We start from the raw sequence: 25711 nt of genomic DNA on the forward strand, positions 1-25711 counted from the left end.
ATTTTTTACAAAAAAGTTTAAATCTATTTGATATGAGAAAAATTATTACATCAGCATTACTTGTGATGTTTGTCTTGGTTGGTTGTGATGACCTGACCGATAAAAACATTGATCCAAATAATGCTGACGAACCACGAACTGACCTTCTACTTACAGAAGCCCAACGTACTGTTGGTGCTTATGTGGGTAGTGTGACTGGTACGCTGTATGTTCAGTATTTTGCTGAAACTCAGTATACTGATGAATCTAACTATGCAACTGATTTCTTTAGTTTTGCAAGTGGATATACACCTACGAATAGTTCCAATACAACGAACTTGTATTCTGGTGCTTTACAAGATCTGCAGACTATTATTGATCTTAACAATAATGAGGAAACACGTAACAAAAGTTATGTGACTGCAGGTGGAGATAGACAAAACCAGATTGCCGTTGCCAAAATCATGCAGGCATATTTAATGCATACAGCCACGGATCGGTGGGGAGACTTACCTTATTCTGAGGCTTTAAAAGGTGCTGAAAATTATACCCCTGCATATGATACTCAAGAACAGTTATATACTGGTCTCATAGATACTTTGGATAAATATGCTGATCAGATAGATACTGATGGTAGTATTGTTGGTGACTTTCTTTTTGCCGATGCTGGCAGTGACCAGCTAAACCGTTGGGTGGAATTTGCCAATACTATTCGAGCGCGTATGGCGCTACGTCTAACTGAGGTTGATGCAGATTATGCACAGACTGAATTTGAGGCTGCTTATGATGATGGACTTCTTGAAACAAGTGTAATGTTCCCATATCTCAGTGGCCAAAATAATGACAATCCATGGCAAGATCGTTTTGAAACGCGTACAGACTATGCGATTTCAACAACGATGACTGAACCTATGAAAGAGTTGGATGATATGCGGCTGACTGCTTTTGCAGAACCAGCTGCTAACTTGGATAATGGTGATGGCGAAACAGAAATGAGTGAGGTAGCTGGGCTTGAATATGGGTTATCTTCTGCTGATGCCGGAGAAATCGAAAATGATGATGTTTCATTTCCCGGTAGCGCCATTGGGTATGACAACTCATCTGCTCCGTTGCCTATTGTAAGCGAGGCAGAAATTCACTTCATGATTGCAGAAGCTGCAGCTCGAGGCTGGAGTGTTACTGAAGCAGCTGCTACCGCTTATAATGAAGGCATTACAGCTTCTTGGAATCAGTGGGGAGTTGACGGTGTAAGTAGCTATCTTACTCAAGCTGATGTTGCTTACGATCCTGCCAACTGGGAAGAACAGATTGGCTATGAAAAATGGATTGCGTTATTCCCTCAAGGTTATGAAGCGTGGGCAGAATGGCGTCGACTTGGGTACCCACAGTTAGATCCTGCAAATTCAGCAGATACCGATAACTTTGACGAAAATGATAATCCAGTCATTCCGGTTCGTCAGGGGTATCCTACCAGTGAGCCAAGTCTCAACGGTCAGAACTATCAGGAAGCTGTTGGAGAGGATTTCCATCCTCTGAATACCAACCTCTGGTGGGATGTAGATTAATTAGCAAATAGTTATTATTGCTATGCCTCTTCCTGTCAAAGGGAAGGGGCATTTTTATTTGAATATCTTTTTACAAAAAACTAACTCTAAAAGTTGTTTATTATAGTTAACACCATTAATTATTAGGTAAATTTATTTAATCATCTAATCATCAAAATTGACGACTTAATGCAGGAAGAGAGTAAATCCAATTTGTTGAATAAGACTCCCGAAAAACTCTTTGTAAAAAATAAAGAGAAGATTATTCCAATAAATCCCAATAATATTAATGTGATTAAATCGGAAGGGAATTATGTAGAGCTTTACCTTGATGAACAATCTTATATGATTCGGGACAGTTTAAAGAATATCAAGGAGAAGTTGGATCCCAATGCTTTTATACGTATTCATCGATCGCATATCGTAAATATCAATAAGATCAAATACTTAGAGGCCGCTTCGGGCGGTGATTATAATGTCCGGTTAGTGAATGGTGAGGAAGTACGCCTCAGCCGGCGTTATAAAGATGTGATTGAGGATTATTTGATGAAGTAGGATGCTTCAAAATTGAGATGCTATGTTCGTTGATAAGGCAAGGGTACATAAGAGAATTGATATTTCTGTGGGTGAAGGTTTTGGGGGATTAGGAAATTGGGTGATGAAATGAATAGTTACCCAAGCTGCACGAATTTTTATTGTTGGGTGAACACTGAGTTGAAAAGCACTGGAAAAAATCTGAAGGAGAGGTATAGGGAAGTAAAACTGTAAAGTTCCAGGGAGTAGAAAATTCCTTTTCCAAATTAAAGTTGATGTCATCCCGATCGCAGCGGAGAGATCTCCATCCACGAGGTTCACGTAGTAGTTGTAGGGGTCTACTCACTATATGAGTAACTTATTTCAGGGAGATGGTTCGTATTTCACTCACCATGACATTAGCGTTGTTTAAAAAAGCAATACAGTGGTCAAGAGTATAATTCTTTTGCAACTATTCTGTGTTACTCAGTCACTTAATCAACTCTTTACTAATTCAATGAGAAAGAAGTTGGAATTAACTTTGTAAGCGTTCAAGACCAATCCACCGATTATAACCATATACAACACCATATAACCGAATATAACATATTTCTTTTGTGGGGCAATCCACTACAGTATAATTGAAGCGCTCGGCCCGAACACATCTTTGTTTTTACCATAGCCCTGGTTTTAGCAAAGTTCTATCGGGCCGAGTTTTTTATTTATGCCTTTTCTTCTACAAGAGTTTTTTTTCTTTTCCTTTACGTCCCCAGTGAGGCGACGGCATGAGGGATAGAAAAAATTTTATTGATTCATTTCTTGTTTTGTGTTCAGTTGTGGAAAAACAAAACTTAATTATTTTTGTAACTCTGTTACTTAGTCACTTTGTCTATAAGTTGCGTCGCATAATTGATCCGGAAAGCCAAAGGTCAATCTGTTGATATTGCAGCGTAAAGTAAGATTGTGACCTTCGTAGGAGGTAGTGATCAAAGGGAAAGAATTCATTTTTGTTGCGTGGTTCATAAAAGCTGAAATTTCGTTCAGGGTCGCTTCTGTTATATGAATACGACCAGAACATTTCGTCAAGACGTTCGTTCACATACCATGGCGGCCCCAACAAGATATACATCATTCCGGGATCTGTTTTCCAGCCTTCTTTAAAATTCGAAAATTGCTTATTGGCTTCCTCAACACGATTGTAAAACTTTTTAATCACACTTCTACCTTGGCCTCGATTACCAATATTTCGCAGCCAAAACCGATCAACAGCTTGTTTTAAAGAATCGGCATTTTCAATAGCCATGAGATTTTCATAGTCTTTTTCAGACATGAGATAAATAAGGGGCTGGGCCAATTCCTCGGCAGATTTTATGGAGGGATAGTTTTTACTTTTTACGGAAAAGTCGCGGGCTTTAAACGACTCATCAGAGTCATCAGAAGATTTATTTGTCTGTACCTCAAAGCGGTAATTACCCCGCCGCTGGTTAGCAAAGGTAAACTCAATAAGCACATTGCCGGGTTCTACTAATTTGCGTTGTGTGGATTGGATAACCTCTTCTTCATCATAATCGATGCCTTTATACTGTATACTCGATGGACTATAATTATTATAGTGCATGGGCCGGGCATAGGTTGTATCTGATTCAAAACGAAGAAGCTGTGAATCTATCGTTAAAGGTTCGTTGGATTTGTTGTTTGTGACCTGGAAAATAAATTTTAGGGAATCTACACGGCCGGGAACATCATAGGTAGTGATGGGAGACCACTCGGGATTATCCTCGCTCATATTTTTCCCTTCCATGCGAATGTTGGTGAGGTTAGCAATATTATTTTCGGGATTGGGGAGGTATGTATTGGTAGAGTGCGTTACTTTTTTATCTGAATTTTGATCAGTGAGAGTAAAGTTAATTGTGTATTCACCGGGATCGACTTGAATCTCCTTTTCAAAAGTATGTACTTGCTGACTATAAACGATGTTGGGATCCTCCCTTTCTATAGCAACGGTGTACCGGTTTGATCCACTAACATTATCGGGATTGGATTTATTAATGATTTGAACATCAATAGTAACATTTGCCACATATTGATCACCTTCTTTATTATAAATGAGGCTTCCCAAAACAAGGTCGGCTGCAAGGTCAATTTTAGGAGCCCCCTGATCGTCGATTAAGCCAATGGCAGAAAAGCGTACTTCCGGCAACCCATCCAAAAAATTATAACTCGATCCGCGCTCAATATCGGGATTCATCGATTTTGCACAACCTATTAAACCAGCACCGAGGATGACAATATAAGCGGAGAGCCATTTTAATTTTGAAAGTGCATCCATAACCAAGGATTTAAGCGAAATTAATGAAGAATGTTATCCATCTCTAATAATCAATATACTAATTGATTGACATTTTTAAAGCACCAGTTGCCTTGTATTTTTAGTAAGTAAATCAGATAACGATTATTGATATAATTTCATACATTAAATCGTCTCTTCACAAAACTATTTTAAGCAGCGAAACATTTTACAGAACTGTTATAGAAATAATTCTACTGATAAATAAAAGAATTTAATGAGTATTAGCGAACGACGAACGAAAATTGTATGTACCCTTGGTCCGAGCAGTAATACTGAAGAAAAAATTGATCAATTGGTAAGAAACGGGATGAATATTGCCCGGATTAACTTTTCGCATGGAACGCACGAGGATAATGGTAAAGTCATCCAGAATGTGAAAAAAGTAGCAGATCGCTATGGCATAAGTCTACCTGTCTTGGCTGATTTGCAGGGCCCCAAAATCCGGATTGGAGATATGAAGGATGGGGGACAGCAGGTAGAAGCTGGGGATTATGTTACGCTTACTACCGAAGAGATTGAAGGAACCTCCGAAACAATTCCGGTAGATTACAAGGGATTGGTTGAGGATGCGGTAGAAGGTAACAGGTTGCTTATTGATGATGGATTGCTCGAGTTGAAAGTGATTAAGAAGAATGAATCATCCTTGGTTGCACAGGTTGTGGTTGGGGGCTTGCTAAAATCTCGTAAAGGATTAAACCTGCCCGATGTTGATATTTCGATGTCTTCCCTGACGGCAAAAGATATTGCTGATCTGGAATATGCCGTATCGCAGGATGTAGATTATGTGGCTATGTCGTTTGTGCGTTCGGCGGATGACATTCAGGAGGTTATATCACGTGTTCGGGCAGAGGGATCAAATGCGGGTATTATTGCTAAAATTGAAAAGCCTGAAGCCATAACGGTAATTGATGATATTATTGAGGAGTCGAGTGGTATTATGGTTGCGCGGGGCGACTTGGGTATCGAAATTGCCAGTGAGCGTGTGCCGATGGTGCAGAAGAATATTATTGATAAATGTCGACAGGCCGGTAAACCGGTTATTACGGCCACACAAATGCTGGATTCTATGATTGAAAATCCGCGTCCTACCAGAGCTGAAAGTTCAGATGTGGCAAATGCGGTGCTCGATGGAACGGATGCGGTAATGTTATCGGGCGAAACGGCGGCTGGTGAGTATCCCGTAGAAGCAGTGAAGACCATGGACAAGATTTGTGGTCTGGTTGAACAAAATGCGGATGATATCTATGACAGTTTAGAATATCGCAAGCCGGAATGGAAAGAGAAGCAGGTTATTGAATCATTGGCCTATTCCTGTGTAACATTGGCCGAAAATGTTGATGCCAAAGTTATCAGTACTATTACTCATTCGGGAAGCACAGCCCGACGGATTGCTAAATTTCGTCCGCGCGTACCCATTGTTGCCTTTACAGAGAGTGATGAGGTTCGTCGCCAGCTTGGAATGGTATGGGGGGTACAGCCGGTAAAAATTGAGGAAATTTTTGATACCGACAAGAGTGTTAAACTCATGGAAGAACATCTCAAAAATAATGGATTTGTGAACCCGGGAGATCGGGCAATTATTGCAACAGGTATGCCTATTGCCAAAAAGGGTCGTACAAATATGGTTAAGGTGAGTACGGTTAACTAATTGAAAATGGATTCATATTGAGAAAGCTATTTCTCATACTGTTTGCCAGTGTTTTTTTAGCGGGATGTGGGAGCTCCCTGAAGAATTCATGGAATAATTTTACCACCTACTACAATACCTTCTATAATGCAAAGGAATATTACCGGTCGGGGCTAAAAAAAGTAAAAGAGCAGCCGGTAAATATTGATCCGGAACATCCTGTACGTATTCATCCCTCTCCCAACCAGGCGGGTTATAATGATTTTCAAGATGCGATCGATAAAGGGGCTCGTGTATTGCGAAAATTTCCGGAATCGAAATGGGTGGATGATGCTATTTTGTTGATTGGTAAGTCTTATTATTATCGCCAAGAGTTTTACCCCGCTCTCCAGAAGTTTGAAGAACTCCGGAATGCAGCCACATCTCCAAAGGTGTTATCCCAGGCTATTATTTGGAAGGGCCGGACACAGCTCGATCTGAAGCAATATACGGCCGGCATAAGCTATTTGGAGTCGGAGTTGGAGGAAACACCTTCGGATTGGCCACAAGCCTTTCTTGGAGAGATTCAGACGGTTGCTGCCCAACACCATGCCTATGCTCAAAATTGGGAGGAAGCTACCAATCTTTTATATAATGCTACTTCAGTTATTAGTGATAAACCATTGCTGGGAAGAACGTATTTTTTGCTGGGACAGGTTCTGGAGCGGCAAGAACGATACGGGGAAGCATACAGCGCTTTTCTTGAGGTAGAGAATAACTTCCCGAATTTCGAATATTTGTATTGGGCACAGTTTAAAAAAGCTGACATCGCACGTAAAGCGGAGCGTTATGAGGTGGCGGAGAATATTTATCAGGCTATGTTACGGGATGACAAAAACCAAGCTCGAAGAGGCCGTATTTTATTTGAGATAGCACGTATTTATGAGATGACTAATCGTCTTAATAAGGCGGAATTGCAGTTGAAAGATCTATTGCATGGATCAGAAAGAATACAGCAAGACCGGGAGTTAACAGCAGATATTTATTTCCGTTTGGGAAAAATTTATGGTAATCACTACGATAATTACGAGCTTGCAGCAGCTTATTTTGATTCTTCCTCATCATTGAAAACAACTGTTCAAGAGGAAGGGGAAAATGCAGAAGAATTAGCTGATGTGTATGGAGACTATACAAGGTTGCAAACGTCTATTAATCGAGCTGATAGTTTGCTTAAGTTGGGTACCATGTCGAAGCAACAATTGGATTCGGCATTAGTCAAAATTCGAGTGCAAAAGCAGCAACAGCTTGAGGATGAGGATGAAGAGGGGGATACGGCTATAAGGAACCAGCAAACGGATGATATTATTTCAGCTGTTGATCCCTCTTCGGAGTATGGGTATTTAAATTTCAAAGATGCTGAATTGGTTGCTCAGGCAAAGGCTCAGTTTCGGGCACGGTGGGGCGATCGTCCGCTGGTAGATAACTGGCGTAGAGTACAGGCTATTCGTGTCGCTGATAGGGTTGGAGGGCAAGGTGCGGCTAATAGTAATGAGAGTAATTCCGAAGACCAAACCCCTGAAGCCAGTGTTTCGATGAATCTTGAAGATATTCCCAAAACTGAACAGGAGAGAGAACTGTTGCTTCTACAAAAGGTTGAGGCACAGTACCGATTGGGAAATTTATTGTTCCTAAATCTAAATATGGCAGATAGTGCTCGGTACTATTTTCATAAAGTGATACACAATGAAGTCGCCGAGCCCCTGCACCCGCAAGCAATGTATTCATTGTTTGAAATTTTTTCATCAGAAAATAACCCTGATAGCGTAGCGTATTGGGGCGATAGAATTGTTGATGAGTATCCGCAAAGCCGATATGCCCGAAGAGTTCAGAACAGGTCGAGAGGGGATATGGGACAAGAAATAGAGCAAGATAGCAACGTGCAGCTGTTGGAGCAGTACCATCAATATGTGGCAGATAGCACCTCCAAAAAACCGGCAAAGCTAAAAAGGTTGGCTCTGCAACATAAATCGACCGAATTAGCTCCTCATATCTTTTATTCGGCTATTGAAGCATATATCGAAGAAGCAAAAAAACAGAGCAGTAGATCCGAATCTGTACAACCCATTATGGATATTTCAGCTGATTCGTTGGCTAAATCTGATTCACTGTTGGCCAGGAATTCCGTACGAGATCAATATGCATTTACGGGGGCTGCCTGGGATAGTGTTCGGCAGGCTATTGCGCAATTTGATACGGTTTTTCCTAATGCCAAACAGCAGCAGCGAGTAGCAAAATTAAAAGAAATGTTAGAAAGAGAGGAGACCCACAATGAAACGAAGAAGAGATGTGAAGATCTGGGGATATCATTGCAGGTTGTTCCCAGTATGGAGGCATTTTTGTCGACTGTTACTTATCCTGAGGAGGTGCGGGATATGTCGATCTCGGGAGAGGTTCGATATAACTTTACGGTAACAAAAGAGGGTAAAATAGTTTCCTATAAGCTGGTCTCTCAAAATACGTCTTTGGGAATTGAAGAAGCATTTAAGAACGCTTTTGATGAGCACTTACAGTTTGCACCGTTGGAGGTTCCGGGAAATTCCGAGATTGCTTGCGAGGTAGCTTTTCCCATCCGGCATTAGTCGATGGCCTTAACCAGTTGATGGATTGAGCTTATATTAAGTTCTTTAAGCTCTTTAAGAAGTTGACGGTTGATCGATTTTACGAGTCCGGGACCTTCATAAATGAGTCCGGTATACATTTGGAGCAGATCGGCTCCGGCTAACAACATTTTTAGGGCCGTATTGAAATCATCAATGCCTCCCACACCTATAATAGGCTTTTGCCCGTTAGTGGCGTCGCTGATCCATTGTACAATCTGAACACTCTTTTTGGCAATAGGTCGACCACTAAGGCCGCCTCGTCCTATCTTATTAAGCGTTGCTTGGTCGGTTTGTAGTCCGTCCCGTGATGAGGATGTGTTGCAGGCTACATAACCATGGACACGATGATTTTCACAAATTTCCAAGAGCTCAAGAAGCTCATCTTTGCTTAAGTCAGTAGAAAATTTAACCGTTGTTGGTACAACCCGGGCATCGTCGCGAATTTGTAAGGCTGATAGCAGTTCATCCAAAGCCGACGGATCCTCAAATGTTTTGCCTTCGTTGGTATTGGGACAAGAGATATTAACGGTAATATAGTCGGCAACTTTTTTGGCCTCGGTAAAGCTGTGCACGTAATCTCGAATGGCGGCATCCCCCATTATAGATGGGTTATGCGTTTTTGCAATATTGATGCCAAGTGGAATAGAGGGTTTGTTATTTTTTAATCGCTTTACGATGGTTTGGGCGCCATCGTTATTGAGCCCCATTCGGTTGATCAATGCTCGGTCTTCGGGAAGCCGAAACATCCGCGGTTTGGGATTTCCGGTATTGGGATTGGCGGTGATGCTACCAATTTCTACAAAACCGAGTCCAATAGCTTCCATGGCTTGTGGCAGCTGCCCGTTTTTGTCAAAACCAGCCGCCAGCCCAATAGGATTTCTAAAGGTTAATCCCCATATTTGTTGACTCAATTTGGGCGATTGGTAATTATAGATGCTGCTGGCAAGTGCTTTTAAAGCACTGCTTTTTGATACCGTTTCGGCAAAACGATGAACAGCGGAATGCGCTTGCTCAGCATCAAGCTGAAATAATAGAGATTTTACCAACGAGTTATATATCATACAATATGAAACCAACTAATTTTTTGCTCAGGAAAAGTAAAGAGGTTTTTTCTAAGAACGAAATTTAAACAACCTGTTACTAAAAATGCGTTTTTCATCTGTAAAACCTGTTTGGGAGTATCTTGAAGGTATCCCAAAATTCCAATCCAAAGGGGCGTCTTCAGCAGAGTTTACCTTGTCACGGTTCCGAAATTTTTGTGAGGCTACAGGCAACCCGCATCAGCAATTTAAATCGATACATGTCGGCGGAACTAATGGCAAGGGCAGTACGTGCAATATTTTGGCATCGGTGTTGCAGCAGTATAATTATAGAGTAGGGGTATATACGTCGCCCCATATTACTCGATATAATGAACGGTTTTGTGTAGATGGTCAGCTTCTTCCGGATGAAAAACTGGTGGCATTCTTTAATAAATATGTCGAACAGATTGAGGAGTATAATCTGACCTATTTTGAGATTAGCACGGCGATTGCCTTTTGGTGGTTCGCGGATTCTGAAGTGGATATTGCTTGTATTGAGGTTGGGCTTGGTGGCCGTTTGGATGCTACTAATATTATTAATCCGTTAGCAAGTGTTATCACCAGTATTGGGTTGGACCATACTGATATTTTGGGGGATACGGTTGCAGATATTGCACGAGAAAAGGCGGGAATTATTAAAGAAGGTCGGCCAGTAATATTGGGCGATTTGCCATCCAAAGGAGAAAAAATAGTGCGCCAGGTTGCGGAAAGTAAGCAGTGTTCGGTATTGTTAGCCCGGGAGTGTAATCCACAATGGAAAGCGCCGGGACAGTACCAATTGACGGTAGATGGCAATCAGTGGGATATCGCAAGTGATTTAACGTCTCCAATACAGGCGAAGAACCTGGCGATTGCCTGGCAGGTATGTCGAGCAATAAGTGATGAGTATCCAATTTCAATACCTGGTTTTGTTCGAGGTGTAGAACAGGTAAATGCCGGTGCCGGACGGTTTGAGAAGCTCACAGATCGTCAACGTTGGTATTTTGATGGAGGGCACAATCTGGAAGCCGTTCAGGCTCTAAAAGAGTCAATTGCATCGGTAGGGGAAAGGAGCGAAGCTGTACTGGTACTTTCCCTAATGCGTGATAAGATCAATTCAGAAGTGATGAAGGAATTTTCAGAATTCAAAAATATCTATTATTATGGCTTAGCCCTTGAACGGGCAGCAACTTTTGACGATATTACACAATGGTTGCCAAAGGCTAATCCCTTTCCTGTTTCCGATGATCAGCGTAAAAAGTTATTACAAAACGATTTGGATTCGGAATTAGTAATTTTTTCAGGAAGTTTTTACTTTTATGAAACAGTTCGGGACTGGGTTTCAACTTTTGCTTTAAATCAATAATCCATATCTACCTGAATTTGCTTCCTTTTACAGTGTAGACCTATTCTCTATAGCTTCGGATATAAGATTATAGAACCATTTTATTCATCGTAACCCATTTTCATACTTAAATAGATAGAAGAAGAATATTATGTCGGATTACCAAACCGATGGCGTTTCTCTTGAAGAAATAGATACTCTTCAGGATAGAACCGTTAAGGAACTTCGTGATTTAGCCCGTGAACAGGGATTAAGTTCAGTATCAAATTTGCGTAAGCAAGAATTGATTAATCGCATTACACAGTCTGTACGCGATAAGGCAAGGGCTCGCGGTGAATTGGATTCTAATTCCAATAATTCATCTAATAATAATAGCCGAAGCAGAAATAGTTCGGGGCAAAGCAATAATAGTCGCGACAATAAAAAGAAGAAAAAGAGTGTTCATGACATCCTGCCCGAATCAGATGCACCTACGCTTGAAGAACGGCTCGCAGAGATTGAGCCTGAGTTGGGGCCATATCTTATCCAGGAGGGGACCCTCGAAATTTTACCCGATGGCTATGGATTCTTACGTTCGGTGAATTATAATTACAAGGCCAGTCCTGATGATATTTATGTATCGCCATCGCAAATTAAGCGATTTCGATTAAAGCAGGGCGATTGTGTAATTGGAATTATACGTCCCCCTAAGGTAGGCGAACGCTATTTTGCACTACTTCGCGTAGATGGCGTTAATGGTAAAATCCCTCATGATATGGATAATCGTGAGGACTTCGATGACCTAATGCCGATCTACCCTGAAGAACGGTTAAAGCTTGAACACAAGCCCACGGAATATACTACGCGTACGGTTGATTTGTTTGCACCACTTGGAAAAGGACAGCGTGGCTTGATTGTGGCGCAGCCCAAGACCGGTAAAACAACGATTTTGCGTAATATCGCCAATGCGGTGAACGAAAATAATCCGGAGACAAAAATTATTATTCTTCTGATTGATGAGCGTCCGGAAGAAGTTACGGAGATGGAACGTAATGTAGAGCATGCTGAAGTGGTGGCCTCGACCTTTGATGAACGACCTGAAAATCATATTGGTCTTTCAGAGATTGTTTTTGAGAAAAGTAAACGACTCGTCGAAAGTGGGCACGATGTACTTGTATTGATGGATTCTATTACCCGATTAGCCCGGGCATACAATATTTGCCAGCCTTCATCGGGACGAACGATGTCGGGTGGAGTCGATTCGGAAGCATTGAAAGCCCCGCGCCAGTTGTTTAGTTCGGCGCGTAATGTTGAAAACGGCGGTAGTCTCTCCATTCTTGCTACAGCACTTGTCCAGACAGGTTCACGGATGGATGATCTTATTTTTGAAGAATTTAAGGGTACAGGTAATATGGAGATTGTGCTCGATCGTAATCTTTCGGAGCGACGTATTTATCCCGCTATGGATATATTCAAGAGTGGAACTCGTCGAGAGGAACTTATTGTACCGGAAGCTGAGCATGAAAAGGTAGTACTATTGCGTCGCTACCTGAACCGTATGAATAGCTTTGAAGCAATGGAGTTTGTGCTTGACAAAATGAAAGGAACTGAAGATAACGAGGAATTCCTCCTTTCTATGAACCAGTAGAGAGGTTTACATCGGAAGTTGTTTGGCTAACACATACTTTTGATCTTCGTCTCGGATTAGCTTCCCTGCCTGTCCATTTTTAGAGTGGTAGAACAGAAGCAATGCCTTTTCTTGATAAGCTTGCTTAATTAATTGTACTTTTTGTTTTTTTGCCTCCAGCGGATACACATCTGCAGCCTCCATATCATAATTATTTAGCTGAAATTCTGTAGGCAACAAATCACCCATGTAGTAGGCCTTTTCACCATTACTTTCTATTTTAACAGTGGTATGCCCGGGCGTATGTCCACCAGTTCTTAAGAGCGTAATACCATCAAGTAATTTCGTAGAATTATCAGATAAAAAAGTGATTTGCTCTTGACTAACTAACTTATACAGATCATCAAGGCGATATCGTTCACTATAGGGGGTTTGTTCACTTTCTATTTGTTGGAGAGCAAAATCCCACTCTTTTTGATGGGTATAATATGTTGCGTTGGGAAAAGTGGGCTGCACGGTAGCGGTGTTATCGGTAAAGGTGGCACCTGCTGCGTGGTCGTAGTGTAGGTGAGATAATACAACGTGAGTGATATCTTCGCGCGTTAATCCGAAAATGCGAAGGTTGGTAGAGGCATTGGAAATATTCTTATCAGGAGAACCGGCATCCAGTCCCCAGCCAAGCCCGGTATCAAGTAAAATGTTGTGATTATCTGTTTGTATGAATACCGGATTGATACCGGACGTAACTAAATTGCCAGGCCCGGTATCATCGGTATGAGAAGATTTTGGGTGTGCTCTTTTAGCTCTGTTGATATGGCCGTCTCTAAAGAATTCAAAACGACCTTCACTAAGAATTTCAATCGTAAAAGAGCCTATTTCCATAAGTAAATGTTATTCGATGGTTATATCATAAGGGAATAGTGTGAGTGCATCGGGACGCTCTAATATGGAAAACTGTTTTTGAACCTTTTCCATTTCATCCGATAAGAACCAACTATTTGGCAGGAGTGTTTTGGCTTGTGTAGCTGCAGAGCCCATGAACAATTCATAAAATGTTTTGGGCTTGGGATATTTAGCGATTTTATAGGTATCGACATTGGCTTTTTCGGCAGCAATACTCAATGCTTTATCGAGTCCGCCAAGTTCATCTACCAAGCCATTTTCTTTGGCATCGCCACCGGCCCATACGCGTCCCTGAGCAAGCTCATCCATCTCATCAACAGACATGCCTCGGTCATTAGCTGCCTTGGTTATAAATGTTTGATAGAAATTGTCAATATACTGCTGAAAGGCTTTCTCTTCGGATGATGATAATCCACTTGTTGGAAGCAGCCAGTCGGCATGCTCGTGGGTTTTAACTTCATCAAAGGTAATGCCAATCTTATCATTGAGAAGCTCTCGGGCATTAAACTTGGTTCCGAAGACACCAATAGATCCCGTAATCGTTGTAGGTTCTGCTACAATTGAGTCGCCAGCCATAGCAATATAATAACCGCCAGATGCTGCTACATTCCCCATTGAGACAATTACTGGAATATCTTTCTTCGTTTCGTGAATCATGCGCCAAATGGCATCAGAGGTACTGCCCGAACCGCCCGGACTACTAATACGAAGAACTATGGCCTTAACGTCATCATCTTCTCGGATGTCATCAAGCTGTTCTTTAATAAAATCAACCGTAATTTGTTGCTGGTTGTTGAAAGGAGAATCGGAGCTCACTTCAGGCATAATAGGTCCGTTTGCGTAGACGACCGCAATTTTATCAGACGTGGATGGTGTAGAAAGTCCGGCTGATGAAGGTGATACCTTGGAGTATCGGTCGAAGTTGACTGTCTTGATAGAAGCACTTTCATCAAGTCCGATTCGGTTTTTCATGTAGTTTACCAACTCATCAGTATAAACGAGGGAGTCTATTAAATTTTCTTGGAAACCAAACTGTGTGGTCAAGTTAGGTTGACTGTTCAGTAGGTTATTAAGCTCATCTTTTGAATGTCCTGTTTTGGCACTTACGGCATCCAAAAAGACGGAGCTGGATTGATTTAATATCTGTGTTAGCTGATACTCATTTTCTTCAGACAGGTCAGTACGGTAAAAGGGTTCGACTGCGCCTTTATACTTTCCGTGACGGATCACTTCGGCATCCACGCCAATTTTTTCGAACATGTTATCGAAAAAGGTGACCTGGCTAAAGAATCCATCAAATTCAAAGAATGACTCTGGTGGAGCAAAAACAGAATCAGTTGCTGTTGCTAAGTAATATCCTTTTTCGTTGTATCCCAAGTCATTGGTGCTGGCATAAATAAATTTATCAGAACTGTCGCGGAAGGCACTTATCAGGCGGTGTGCTTCCTGGAGGTTGGCCCAGCTTTCTGTCATAAAATCGATTTCGAGCCATATGCCTTCGACGTTATCATGGGCTTGAGCTTTGGATAGATTTTCTTTTAATGTTTCGAGCGAGACCTTATCATTGTTTGACTGATTGAATAGCTCGTCCAGCGGGTTTTGGGAATCTTGACTGGGCAACATTCCACTGAGCGAAATTTTGAGCACAGAATTGCTCTGGATATAGGGTTCCGGTTCTTGAGAACTGGTAGATACCGTGATAATAGCAATAAAGAATATCAACAGCAGAGCAATGAGAGTACCCAGCGTTGCGGCAATAAGTGTTTTGAAAAAATTCATAAGGGAAATGAAATCTATTATTTCAGAATTAATTGCAGTGATGAATTGTTAGCCAATCCGTGTACGTCAAATTTTGAAGTATGTTATTAAAAGTGAGTATGAGAAACAATGTCTAAACAGGATGTTTTAATTATTGGTTCAGGTCATAATGGCTTGGTTACAGGGTGTTATTTAGCCAAAGAAGGGTATAACGTAACAGTTCTTGAGCGTCAGCAGCAGCTGGGCGGAGCGGTAAGCACCGAAACGATGTTCACCTCATCGAAATATCCCGAGGGATTTCGTATGGATGTGGGATCATCTGTGCATATCATGATTCACCAAACGGGGATTTTGGAAGAGCTGGAATTAGAAAAGTATGGGCTGGATTATATCGAGATGGATCCCATTATGTCTTATCCGGTGCCCGATGGGAAAGGAGTAATCCACTTTTTCAAGGATTTAGAACGAACCCTCGATTCGATCCAGAAAGTAGCTCCCGAAGATGTCGAAAACTATCGGGAGTTTGTGGAATTTTGGGGACGCATTAACGAAGGCGTACTAAAGGCATTTATGGTTCCCCCGTCTGGAAAGAATATTGTTACTGAGTTAGTCAAAGGGCAGTTGCGTAATGGCGGAATCTTTGAAAAAGGAAAACAGCTTACCGGTCTGCAAAAGATATTGAGTAGTTATGGAAAAGTCGTTGATGATGCCTTTGAGAGTCCGCATATGAAGGCGGCTCTGATGTGGTTTGCGGCACAGTCGGGGCCTACGCCCGATCACCCCGCTACGGGCGATTTCGCCGGTTGGCAGTCGATGTTACATCAAAGCGGGGCCAAGCATCCGCGGGGAGGAAGTGGGATGCTGACGCAGGCTATGGCACGGTTTATTGAAGCACACGGCGGTGAAATTATTACTGGTTCTCCTGTCACAAATATCATTATTGAAGATGGAGAAGCCCTTGGGATAAAAACGGAGGATAATGAGTATCGTGCGGATACCATTATTTCAAACGCCCATGTGCAAACAACGATGATGAAATTAGTGGGGCGTGAGCATTTGCCGAACGCGACCTATGAAAAGGTTGAAAATATTAATGTGGGTAATGGATTTGGAATGGTGATTCGATGTGCGGTGGAAGAGTTGCCACAATATACCGCTTGCCCTGATGATCCATACATTCACAATGGGATGCAGTTGCTTGCCCCATCGGTGCAGTATATGAATAATGCGATTGGAGATTATCACCAGAAAAAGCCTCCGAAAGATCCTGCTGTGTTGGCAATGACGTTTTCGGAAATTGATCCTGACGTAGCTCCAAGTGGGGGACATACCCTTTATGCGTGGGCGCAGTGGCACCCGTATGAGTTACAAGATGGTCTTCACTGGGATGATATTCGAGAGCGGGAAGCCCAAAAGATTTATAATGTGGTAACCCGTTATGCCCCAAATATGGAGGGTAATCTAATTGATTGGTATATTCAGTCGCCGCTGGATATTGAACGGAAGCATGGATTGTTACGTGGCAATGTGATGCATGTAGAGATGAGTTTTGATCAGATGTTTATGTTTCGGCCTATTCCGGAGATGAGTGAATATAAAACACCTATTGGAAACCTTTATTTATCTTCGGCTTCTTGTCATCCCGGTGGAGGAGTTTTTGGTGCAGCAGGATATAATGCCGCACAAGTTATTTTAAAAGACAACAAGAAATCTTGGTTCAAATTTTAGGTACACGGCTTTCATGATTAAAAAAACAAATTCGATAGTAGAGGTTGATTTATCCAAGCTGAAAAATAACCTTCAGGTATTGTTATCAAATCTGGATGCTGACACAGAGGTGATGGCTGTTGTCAAAGCAGATGGATATGGTCATGGAGCTGTTGAGGTTGCCAGTACCCTGGAGCCGGAGGTTGACGCTTTTGCTGTGAATGATTTGAATGAGGGTATTCAGCTTCGTAAGCAAGGCGTTGCTAAACCAATCCTTGTTTTTGAGGTCCCTGAGAAGTCCACAGCCACACAATATCGAGTTCATAACTTGACGGCTACAATAAGTGCTCAGGAACATTTCGATTGGTTGCCGAATGGCACGTCGTATCATCTTAATTTTGATACCGGCATGGGACGGATGGGATTTCGGCCTGAGGAGGCTCAGCGTATTTCAAAGATTGTAAAAGATTACGATAATCTTTTTTGCACGGGTATTTACAGTCACTTTGCAACTGCTGATCAGCCCGGGTCAAATTTTGTAAGCGAACAGCAAAAGTTGTTTGAACAGGTGATAGGTTATTTTCCATCCGAATTAACGACCCATGTTGCCAACACCGGTGCGTCGGCATTTTATAGCAACAATTCTTTTGACATGGTTCGGCTTGGTATTGGTTTATATGGATACCCACCGGGAGAAACTTCGATAGAAGGGCTTGCCCCCATTATGCAGTGGAAGACCAGGCTGGTACAAATAAAATCGATTGTTGCTAATACGCCAGTTAGTTATGGGGCAACCTGGAAGGCCCCGATGGACGGTTATTTAGGAATTATACCGGTTGGTTATGATGATGGATTAAAAAGAGGTCTTTCAGGAAATGTGCAAATTCAAATTAATGGCTCCCGGTATCCACTGGTAGGAAAGGTCACAATGAACTATTCCATGGTCTTTTTAGGAAAAGACCAATTTAAGCCAGGTACGCGTGTAGATCTTTTTTATTCAGATAGTGATGCCTGGGATTGGGCATCAAAAATAGATACTATTGCTTATGAAATTTTGACCAGTGTCAATACCAAGATTCCCCGTGAGTATATTTTATGATATACAAGAGGCTTTATTGAATACCGGTTAGTTCAACGTCATACCGTAAGGTTTCATCTCGTAAATCCATTCCATTGACACCCGGACGGTTGTCATTATATCCAAGGGAAGGAGGGACAATGATGACTCGTTTTTCGTTTTGCTTCATCCCCAATAATCCACGACGAAACCCTTCAATTTGTGCTGATTGCTGGGAGGTGGAATTTGGTGTTAAGTTGCTAATAAGAGCCGAAGAGGTATTGCTGTCGGCATAGGTGCTCTCAAAAATTTCTCCATCTCCTGATCCACCTTCAAAAATTCGGCCAGTATATTTTAAGCCAATCTGGTCACGAGATGTTACGGTACAGTACTCTTCTATACCGCCGGGACAATCTCCTTTTTCAATGACATATATTTCAACGCCGCCTTCTTTCGTATAGGTTGTATCAGCATTGGATAGATCGTAAGATTCCGGGACGGTGCTAAAATCAGGTCCGGTAGGGCGACGATTGTTGTTATCATTACACGCCTGAAAAGCCAATGTTGTAGATAATAATAAGGCGAAAAACAGAAGGGGAGATTTGCTAAAAAAATTCATTGATTAGATAAAGATTGAAATCGAATTTTATTCACGATGCCAATAGTAACATAATTGGCAACAGCTGATTATGCTGATTTTTAATTACTGCTAAAGGTAACGTATTTCGAGTGCACAGGAAAACAAAAACTTTCCCATCACCCATCACTAAACGCTTGTTCCAGCTCTTTGTTGCGTTTACGTACCCCTAATTTGCTGATCCATACCGAAAGTTGGAAAAGCAATACCAGTGGTACTGCAATAAGTACTTGAGAAACGGGATCGGGGGGCGTCAAAAATGCCGATAGAATAAAGCACATGATGATGGCATGGCGTCGGTACTGTACTAAGAATTCGGGCGTAAGTAATCCGAATTTTGAGAAGAAGTAACTTAATACCGGCAGTTGAAATATGATTCCACATGATATTACCCACATGGTTAATGAGCTAAAATACTCATTGATATCAAAATCGTTATGGATGGCATCAGAAATTTGGAATTGACTAAAAAACTGGAGTGCAAAGGGTACCAGGATAAAGTATCCAAAAGCAACGCCTAACAAGAAAAAGAAGGTGATAAATGCAGTATGTCCTACTGACTTCCACTTCTCCGATTTTTCCATAGCGGGCTCAATAAACGACCATATTTGGTAAAAGAATATGGGAGATCCCAGAATGGCTCCAAAGACAATGAGCGTACCCCAATAGGTGAAAAACTGCCCCGGTAGTTTTCGGCTTTGGATGGTGAGATCAATGGCCTCGATACCAAGAAGCTGATAGACAAAAAAGTCAGATTTAGTAGGGCCAAGCATAACCTTATCGACAAGAAAATCGCCAAAAAAGAAGGCTATAGTGATGCCCAGGGCTATTCCGGCTAATCCTTTAATAAGGCGCCAGCGTAGTTCTTCCAAGTGGTCTAAAAACGACATATTGGAAGTTCGATCTTCAGGCTTTTTGGCTTCGGGCAGATCCCCAGTCATTATTTGACGTTCTTGGTTCATGGAAGTGGGTTAGGAACTTACTACGCGGTTACAAAATCATAAAGAGGAAAGTCATTACAGAGTTCTGAAACCTCTTTTTTAACGTTGTTAATGGTTGATTCTTCTTCGGGGTTTTGGAGAACTCTGTCGATAAGTTCAGCAATTTTGCGAAACTCATCAGTACCTAATCCGCGGGTGGTCATTGCCGGTGACCCAATACGAATGCCGGAAGTAACAAACGGACTTTCAGTATCAAAGGGTACCATGTTTTTATTTAGCGTGATATTGGCTTTTTCAAGCGCCTGTTCTGCTACTTTTCCAGTTAGTCCCTTATTGCGGAGATCAATAAGAATTAAATGGTTGTCTGTACCACCGCTAACAAGGTCGTAATCCATGTTAAGGAACGAGTCAGCCAAGGCCTGAGCATTGGCCTTTACGTTTTGCTGGTAGTCTTTGAAATCATCTTTCAGTGCTTCTTTGAACGAAACTGCTTTGGATGCTATCACATGCATGAGTGGTCCACCTTGGGTACCGGGAAAGACGCCGGAATCAAGAATTTCACTCCAATTCTTAGTTCGTCCAGATTTGCGTGCCGTAACGCCAAGCGTATTTTCCCCATCTTCACCAAGCAAAATCATGCCGCCCCGAGGTCCGCGCAGTGTTTTATGCGTGGTCGTTGTTACGACGTGACAGTAGGGTAGGGGATTATTTAGTAATCCGGCTGCAATCAGCCCGGCAGTGTGTGCCATATCCATCCAAAGATATGCGCCGACTTCATCGGCAATTTCGCGGAATGCTTTGTAATTAAAGTCACGGGGATAAGCCGAAGCTCCGATTGAAATAAGTTTAGGCTGAACTTCTTTGGCTTTCTTTCGGACCTCTTCGAGATCAATACGACCGGTTTCTTTGTCTACACCATAAAATTCGGAGTTGTATAAAATACCAGAGAAGTTAACCGGGGATCCATGGGTAAGGTGTCCGCCGTGTGATAAGTTAAGTCCCAATAGGGTTTCGCCGGGTTCCATGAACGTGAGATACACAGCGGCATTAGCTTGAGCACCGGAGTGAGGTTGCACATTAACCCACGAAGCGCCAAAGAGTTTTTTTGCTCGTTCCCGGGCAAGTTCTTCTACCTTATCTACTACTTCACAACCGCCATAATATCGCTTGCCGGGCAGGCCTTCGGCATATTTATTAGTAAGCGTAGAGCCCATGGCCTCCATAACAGCTTTGGAAGCGAAGTTTTCGGAGGCGATCAGTTCTAAATTATCATTTTGGCGTTCTTTTTCCTCAGCTAAGAGCTCAAAAATTTCTGAGTCTCGATCAGATAGAGATTGCATAGGATTATTTTTTATCGGTTAAATCATGGATTTTGTTAACACGGCGTTCATGGCGGCCTCCATCAAACTCGGTATCGAGCCAGATTTGGACCACTTTTTTAAGATTTTTATCACTCAGTTGGCGTCCGGGCAGACACAAAATATTGGCATTGTTGTGCTGTCGAGTCATCTTGGCTGAATTATCATCGTAGACAAGAGCGGCGCGCACATTTTGATATTTGTTGGCTGTCATGCACATCCCCTGACCACTTCCACAAACAAGAATACCTTTATCATGTTCGCCTGCATCAACTTTTTCGGCGACTTGTACGGCATAGTCAGGATAATCAACAGATTCATCAGAGTGTGTCCCAAAATCTACCGGCATGTGCCCCATTTCTTCGAGCAAAGTCTTCACTTTTTCTTTAGCATCAAAACCGGCATGGTCGCTGGCTATTGGGATGATCATAATAACATGAAATTTACTTGTAATTTGCGTTGGTTAAATATCCGTAAATTACGCCTTATTAAAAAGGGATGGTATAGATTAAGTAGGATCAGGATGTAGGCAAAAAAGGAGATCGTTTTAGATACTGGTTGATTGTCTTATTGTCCTTGCGTCAGGGCATAGATCAGGATGTTTGTGCCCATTTGAAGTGCTTGTTCTCGAATTGCTGCGGGATCATTGTGAATATCGGGATTGGCCCAGCCATCCCCCAAATTGGTTTCATACGTGTAAAACAGGGCCAGTCTGCCGTCTAAGAAAATGCCAAATCCCTGGGGAGGTTTTCCATCGTGTTCATGAATTTTTGGCAAACCTTCATCAAAAGAAAATACCTGGTGATATATGGGGTGAGCAAAGGGTAGTTCAACCAGTTTCTCGTTAGGAAATACTTGTTGGATTACTTCCCTAAAATGTTCATCAAGGCCGTAATCATCATCCACATACAAAAATCCACCATTGTGTAAGTAGTCTCGAAGGTTGGAGGCTTCGGCCTGATTCAATGTGATATTGCCATGACCAGTTAAAAATGCAAAAGGATAATCAAATAAGTCGGGGCTGCCAACTTCTACATCATCATACTCTGGATTGATGGCGATGGGAACGTGTTGGCGAGCAAATTCGGCTAAATTTCGTAGGGATGATGGATTATTATACCAGTCTCCGCCGCCACTGTATTTTATGCGGGCAAGGTTAAATGAGTTAGTGTCTTGAGCTGCAGCCGGCCATGAGAAACTGATAGCCAAGAGCAACAGAAGCACAAAAATAATGAGAGATTGACGTATCATAAAATGAGTTATGGTCGAGCAATAAAAGTTCCATTGGTATCGCTGGACATACTTCCAAAAACACCAATACCGCCATTTACATTATAACGGATATTTTGAATTTCTCCGGGAGAAAGTGTAGTACCGCCAGCTTGTGTACCATGTGATCGAAGAAAATCATATAAATTATCATCAATTGCATTGGTGATAATATTGTTGGGACCGTAAAATGCAACCCCAATCCAGGGTAACCGGAGTGTAATAGTGCCATCCTCGTTAATTTCAAAATTTCCTTCATTAACGATGCCAGATGAGTTAATATAGAATTCCTCTATGTCCGTATCTTCATCATCAACTTGGTCGGCATAGAAAGGTGTAAGGGCATTGGTACTGGGATCTAATGCATTTACCGTAAAGACAAAGTAGGTTTGACGATCGGTAATATAGGAACTGGGAGTCGTTGTCAGTTCTACCTGTTCAGGACTTTGGTACACATAGCGGGGTTCTAATTCATTGATTGTTTCAAAGTTTCCGGGTACATAAGTGGTAGAAGTAACTTCTCTGCCGTTTTGGGTAGTGACTGAAAGGCGATATAGTTGTGCGGCCTGTATTGTTATACTATCAGTTGGGATATAGATTCCTGGTTGCTCCTGTATATATTGATATCGTTCGGCAACAGTGCTATCAGGATTTAGTTTTTGGATTTCAACAGAGGCCCCGGATACGGTATTGTTTTCAAAGCTATAGGATTCTTCAATCGGACTGGTTGTTGAAACACGTACTTGTTGCAGGTTACCATTTGCAACCAGATACGATTCTACTACATAATACTCTTCATACTCATCTTGTTCATAGAGCTCACAGCCCGAGAGTGTAGTTAACAAAACGGTTATAAGAATGATAAATTTATCCATAGCCTAAAATTCCACAGTGTATGAAAGGGTTGGTAAAATGGGGAGAAGGGTTATCGCTTCTCGCTCGGCGGGATTTTCTTCTAAGTTGTAATTGTAAAACCAGACATTGCGCCGAGAATAAGCATTAATAACCTGGAATTGCCATTCGGCTTCACCGATCCCAAAAAAGGTTCCCTGTCGACTAAAGCTGATATCGAGTCGGTTGTAATCTGGGAGCCGAGAAGCATTGACGCGCCCAACGATCAGCTGGTCAAAGCTAAGGCCGGATGTAGGCACATCAAAAGCGGTCGTTCTGCCCAATGGTTTGGTATATGCTTGACCTGTAGCATAATTGAAGCTTACCGTTGTTGCCCAGCGGTTGCTAATATCGTATTGCAGAACGATGTTCAGGTCGTGTATACGGTCGTATTTTGGGGGATAATATCGTGCTGTGCCTTGGTCTAAAATTGAATCGTTAAAGTTGGGGAATTTGCGTCTCGTTACGCTAAAGGTATAGCCCGCAAAGCCGGTAAGCCGCCCGATTTGTCGTTCAAAAAACAGCTCAGCACCGTATGCGTATCCATCGCCAAATCGGAATATTTCCTCATAGGGTAGGCCCGCTTGATCAGGAAGAAAGGGGTCGAGTTCAAAAAGGTCATTCATAGACCGGTAATATAATTCTAAATCCAATCCATACCCCTCCCAGGGAATAGTTTTAGCTCCCAGTACATATTGATCACCATAGGCCGGCGGTACGCCGTCATCTGTAGTAAGCCATACATCAAAACCAGAAAATGCTTCGTTGGATATTAAGGTTAAAAACTGGTTATACCGTCCGTAGGCGGCTTGCAGGCGAACCCGATCGGTAGGGCGGTATTCCAGCGACATGCGGGGTTCCAACCGCGCGTATTGGCCTTCAGTGAACCCCTCCAAGCGCAGTCCGGGGGTGACAATCCATTGATCATTGATGCTCCATTTGTCTTGGAGGTATAGCGAGCCATATTGGGTTTGAATGCGAGAGCTAAACGTATCTTCGCCGTCAAATTGGTCTTGCAATTTCAGGGTTAGGTTGCCAATCCAGAAACCAGATGAAATTTCGTGATCATTGTTAGGTAAGTATTCGATATCACCTTTCAGGGAAAAATCATAAATATTGTTGGAGCGGTCGATGGGGGTAGAGGCCAAATTTATTGACGGATAGTTGAAATAGCGCGATCCGGTCAAAGTAAAGTTTGAGAAAACCTTATCCGAAAAGATATGCGTCCACGTTGAACTAAGGGTTTGATTCCCGTAGTTCAGGTCAATACCGGCATCCGTAGCAAAAGGAAATTTGAGGTTATCTGAGCCGGTATAAAAGGCAAGTGAGATTTTATCATTAGGCCCGGCATTATAGTTTAGTTTCCCATTTAAATCTAAAAAGTAAAAGCTTTCGGGGATATTTTCGGAGGTACTTTGTAGTATAGCAAGGGCCGGTTCAAGCGTTGACCGGCGCACGGCAAACATGTAAGAGCCGTTTTCGTTGGCGAAAGGTCCTTCTACAGAAGCGCGTGACGAAAGCAATCCCATGGTGACCGACCCCTGAAATTCGTTTCGATTTCCATCTTTATTAAAGATAGTGAGCACCGATCCGAGACGTCCCCCATATTGAGCGGGATATCCCCCTTTATAGAGTCGTACATCTTTTACGGCATCGGGATTGAAAGTTGAAAAGAAGCCAAAAAAGTGGGAGGGGTTATAAACTGTAGTTCTGTCGAGCAGAATCAGCGTTTGATCGGGACTTCCGCCACGAATATAGAGTCCGCTGGAAAAATCAGATGCTGCTTTGACACCGGGCAGTAGCTGTAGGGATCGAAAAACATCGGTTTGTCCGACCGAGGGGAGGTCGTTAATAAGTTGGGTTTGAAGCTGTGCAATACCAATATCTCGTTGCTCTTCTTGCTCCCGCTTTGATTCTACGACTACTTCCTCAAGTTGAACTCCCTGAGGCTGAAGCTTAATATCAAGCCGCAGGTTTTGCCCTGGATCAAGGGAAATCTCCTGCTCATACTGCTGATACCCCACATAGGTCGCAATAACAGTGTAGGTGCCGGGATCAATACCTTGGAGAGAAAAATACCCTGATGTGTTCGAAGAGGTACCCTTGCGACTGTCTTTAAGTGCTACGTTTGCCGATATTAAGGTTTCGCCTGTCTTGGAATCCGAAATATACCCGTTAATAGAAGCCGATTGTTGCCCCCAAACGGTGATGGGGATAAGGATAAAAATGAGAACAGCAAATGAGAAATATTTCAAGGTAAGATCTTTCGCAGGAGGTCATTAATTGATGAATGAAGAAATTAATAGTTTTGCATCGGATGGCAAAGGGGAGAGGCGTTAAAATTTTATTAAAAGAAAATGTAGGTGTGAAAAATTATTCAGGTCTCAGAATCTCGATCTTATTGGTATCATTGGCCATACTCCCGAATATGCCAAACTTGTGTAGTTAATATGTAGAGAGTTTTTTATGATATGGCATATCAATAAAACTTTAAGCTTTTTAACTGATTTTTTATTAAAACGGTCA

At 42.2% G+C, this 25711-nt stretch carries 19 protein-coding genes; 8 read left to right on the forward strand and 11 right to left on the reverse strand.

Annotated elements, in window-relative coordinates; translation table 11 throughout:
* Positions 1–32: 32 nt before the first annotated feature.
* Positions 33–1544 (forward strand): SusD/RagB family nutrient-binding outer membrane lipoprotein, encoded by a 1512-nt coding sequence (locus AAFH98_RS08390; RefSeq protein ID WP_342522254.1) that lies wholly within the window; start codon positions 33–35, stop codon positions 1542–1544.
* A 168-nt stretch (positions 1545–1712) separates the two neighbouring features.
* Complete coding sequence (locus tag AAFH98_RS08395) at positions 1713–2078, forward strand: LytR/AlgR family response regulator transcription factor (RefSeq protein WP_342522255.1); 366 nt, start codon at positions 1713–1715, stop codon at positions 2076–2078.
* 847 nt (positions 2079–2925) lie between these two features.
* On the opposite strand, the gene AAFH98_RS08400 is transcribed toward AAFH98_RS08395, so the two are convergent.
* Complete coding sequence (locus tag AAFH98_RS08400) at positions 2926–4365, reverse strand: GWxTD domain-containing protein (protein ID WP_342522256.1); 1440 nt, start codon at positions 4363–4365, stop codon at positions 2926–2928.
* 235 nt (positions 4366–4600) lie between these two features.
* On the opposite strand from AAFH98_RS08400, the gene pyk reads away from it, so the two are divergent.
* Positions 4601–6034 (forward strand): pyruvate kinase, encoded by a 1434-nt coding sequence (gene pyk / locus AAFH98_RS08405; protein WP_342522257.1) that lies wholly within the window; start codon positions 4601–4603, stop codon positions 6032–6034.
* Positions 6035–6051: 17 nt separating this feature from the next.
* The gene (gene porW / locus AAFH98_RS08410) at positions 6052–8631 is read left to right on the forward strand and encodes a type IX secretion system periplasmic lipoprotein PorW/SprE (RefSeq protein WP_342522258.1); all 2580 of its coding nucleotides are present in this window, start codon (positions 6052–6054) and stop codon (positions 8629–8631) included.
* On the opposite strand, the gene AAFH98_RS08415 is transcribed toward porW, so the two are convergent.
* On the reverse strand, positions 8628–9713 hold the full coding sequence (locus AAFH98_RS08415) for a quinone-dependent dihydroorotate dehydrogenase (protein ID WP_342522259.1): 1086 nt from the start codon (positions 9711–9713) through the stop codon (positions 8628–8630). The genes porW and AAFH98_RS08415 overlap by 4 nt on opposite strands.
* A gap of 85 nt (positions 9714–9798) precedes the next feature.
* On the opposite strand from AAFH98_RS08415, the gene AAFH98_RS08420 reads away from it, so the two are divergent.
* Positions 9799–11079, forward strand: coding sequence for a bifunctional folylpolyglutamate synthase/dihydrofolate synthase (locus tag AAFH98_RS08420; protein WP_342522260.1), 1281 nt, complete (start codon positions 9799–9801; stop codon positions 11077–11079).
* Positions 11080–11209: 130 nt separating this feature from the next.
* Entirely contained in the window at positions 11210–12685 is a 1476-nt protein-coding gene (gene rho, locus AAFH98_RS08425; RefSeq protein ID WP_342522261.1) for a transcription termination factor Rho, read from the forward strand.
* Between the two features lie 6 nt (positions 12686–12691).
* On the opposite strand, the gene AAFH98_RS08430 is transcribed toward rho, so the two are convergent.
* The gene (locus AAFH98_RS08430) at positions 12692–13546 is read right to left on the reverse strand and encodes an MBL fold metallo-hydrolase (protein WP_342522262.1); all 855 of its coding nucleotides are present in this window, start codon (positions 13544–13546) and stop codon (positions 12692–12694) included.
* A 9-nt stretch (positions 13547–13555) separates the two neighbouring features.
* A complete protein-coding gene (sppA, locus tag AAFH98_RS08435) occupies positions 13556–15346 on the reverse strand; it encodes a signal peptide peptidase SppA (RefSeq protein WP_342522263.1) in 1791 nt (596 codons plus the stop codon).
* Positions 15347–15454: 108 nt separating this feature from the next.
* On the opposite strand from sppA, the gene AAFH98_RS08440 reads away from it, so the two are divergent.
* The gene (locus tag AAFH98_RS08440) at positions 15455–17053 is read left to right on the forward strand and encodes a phytoene desaturase family protein (RefSeq protein WP_342522264.1); all 1599 of its coding nucleotides are present in this window, start codon (positions 15455–15457) and stop codon (positions 17051–17053) included.
* A 13-nt stretch (positions 17054–17066) separates the two neighbouring features.
* Positions 17067–18131 (forward strand): alanine racemase, encoded by a 1065-nt coding sequence (gene alr, locus AAFH98_RS08445; protein ID WP_342522265.1) that lies wholly within the window; start codon positions 17067–17069, stop codon positions 18129–18131.
* Between the two features lie 13 nt (positions 18132–18144).
* Here the strand turns inward: alr and AAFH98_RS08450 are convergent, their stop codons facing one another.
* From AAFH98_RS08450 to AAFH98_RS08480, 7 genes are all read right to left on the reverse strand, one after another.
* Positions 18145–18708 carry an FKBP-type peptidyl-prolyl cis-trans isomerase gene (locus AAFH98_RS08450; RefSeq protein ID WP_342522266.1) on the reverse strand — a complete coding sequence of 188 codons (564 nt, stop codon included), beginning with the start codon at positions 18706–18708 and terminating at the stop codon, positions 18145–18147.
* 137 nt (positions 18709–18845) lie between these two features.
* Complete coding sequence (gene tatC, locus AAFH98_RS08455) at positions 18846–19688, reverse strand: twin-arginine translocase subunit TatC (RefSeq protein WP_342522267.1); 843 nt, start codon at positions 19686–19688, stop codon at positions 18846–18848.
* Positions 19689–19708: 20 nt separating this feature from the next.
* A complete protein-coding gene (locus AAFH98_RS08460) occupies positions 19709–21007 on the reverse strand; it encodes a serine hydroxymethyltransferase (protein WP_342522268.1) in 1299 nt (432 codons plus the stop codon).
* Positions 21008–21011: 4 nt separating this feature from the next.
* Positions 21012–21455, reverse strand: coding sequence for a ribose 5-phosphate isomerase B (rpiB, locus tag AAFH98_RS08465; protein WP_342522269.1), 444 nt, complete (start codon positions 21453–21455; stop codon positions 21012–21014).
* 137 nt (positions 21456–21592) lie between these two features.
* Complete coding sequence (locus tag AAFH98_RS08470) at positions 21593–22276, reverse strand: DUF4159 domain-containing protein (protein WP_342522270.1); 684 nt, start codon at positions 22274–22276, stop codon at positions 21593–21595.
* Positions 22277–22284: 8 nt separating this feature from the next.
* Positions 22285–23169: a DUF4249 family protein gene (locus AAFH98_RS08475; protein ID WP_342522271.1), complete on the reverse strand. Its 885-nt coding sequence runs from the start codon at positions 23167–23169 to the stop codon at positions 22285–22287.
* Positions 23170–23172: 3 nt separating this feature from the next.
* Entirely contained in the window at positions 23173–25440 is a 2268-nt protein-coding gene (locus AAFH98_RS08480) for a TonB-dependent receptor (protein ID WP_342522272.1), read from the reverse strand.
* Between the last annotated feature and the right edge of the window lie 271 nt (positions 25441–25711).

Source organism: Fodinibius sp. Rm-B-1B1-1, assembly GCF_038594945.1.
GTDB lineage: Bacteria > Bacteroidota > Rhodothermia > Balneolales > Balneolaceae > Fodinibius > Fodinibius alkaliphilus.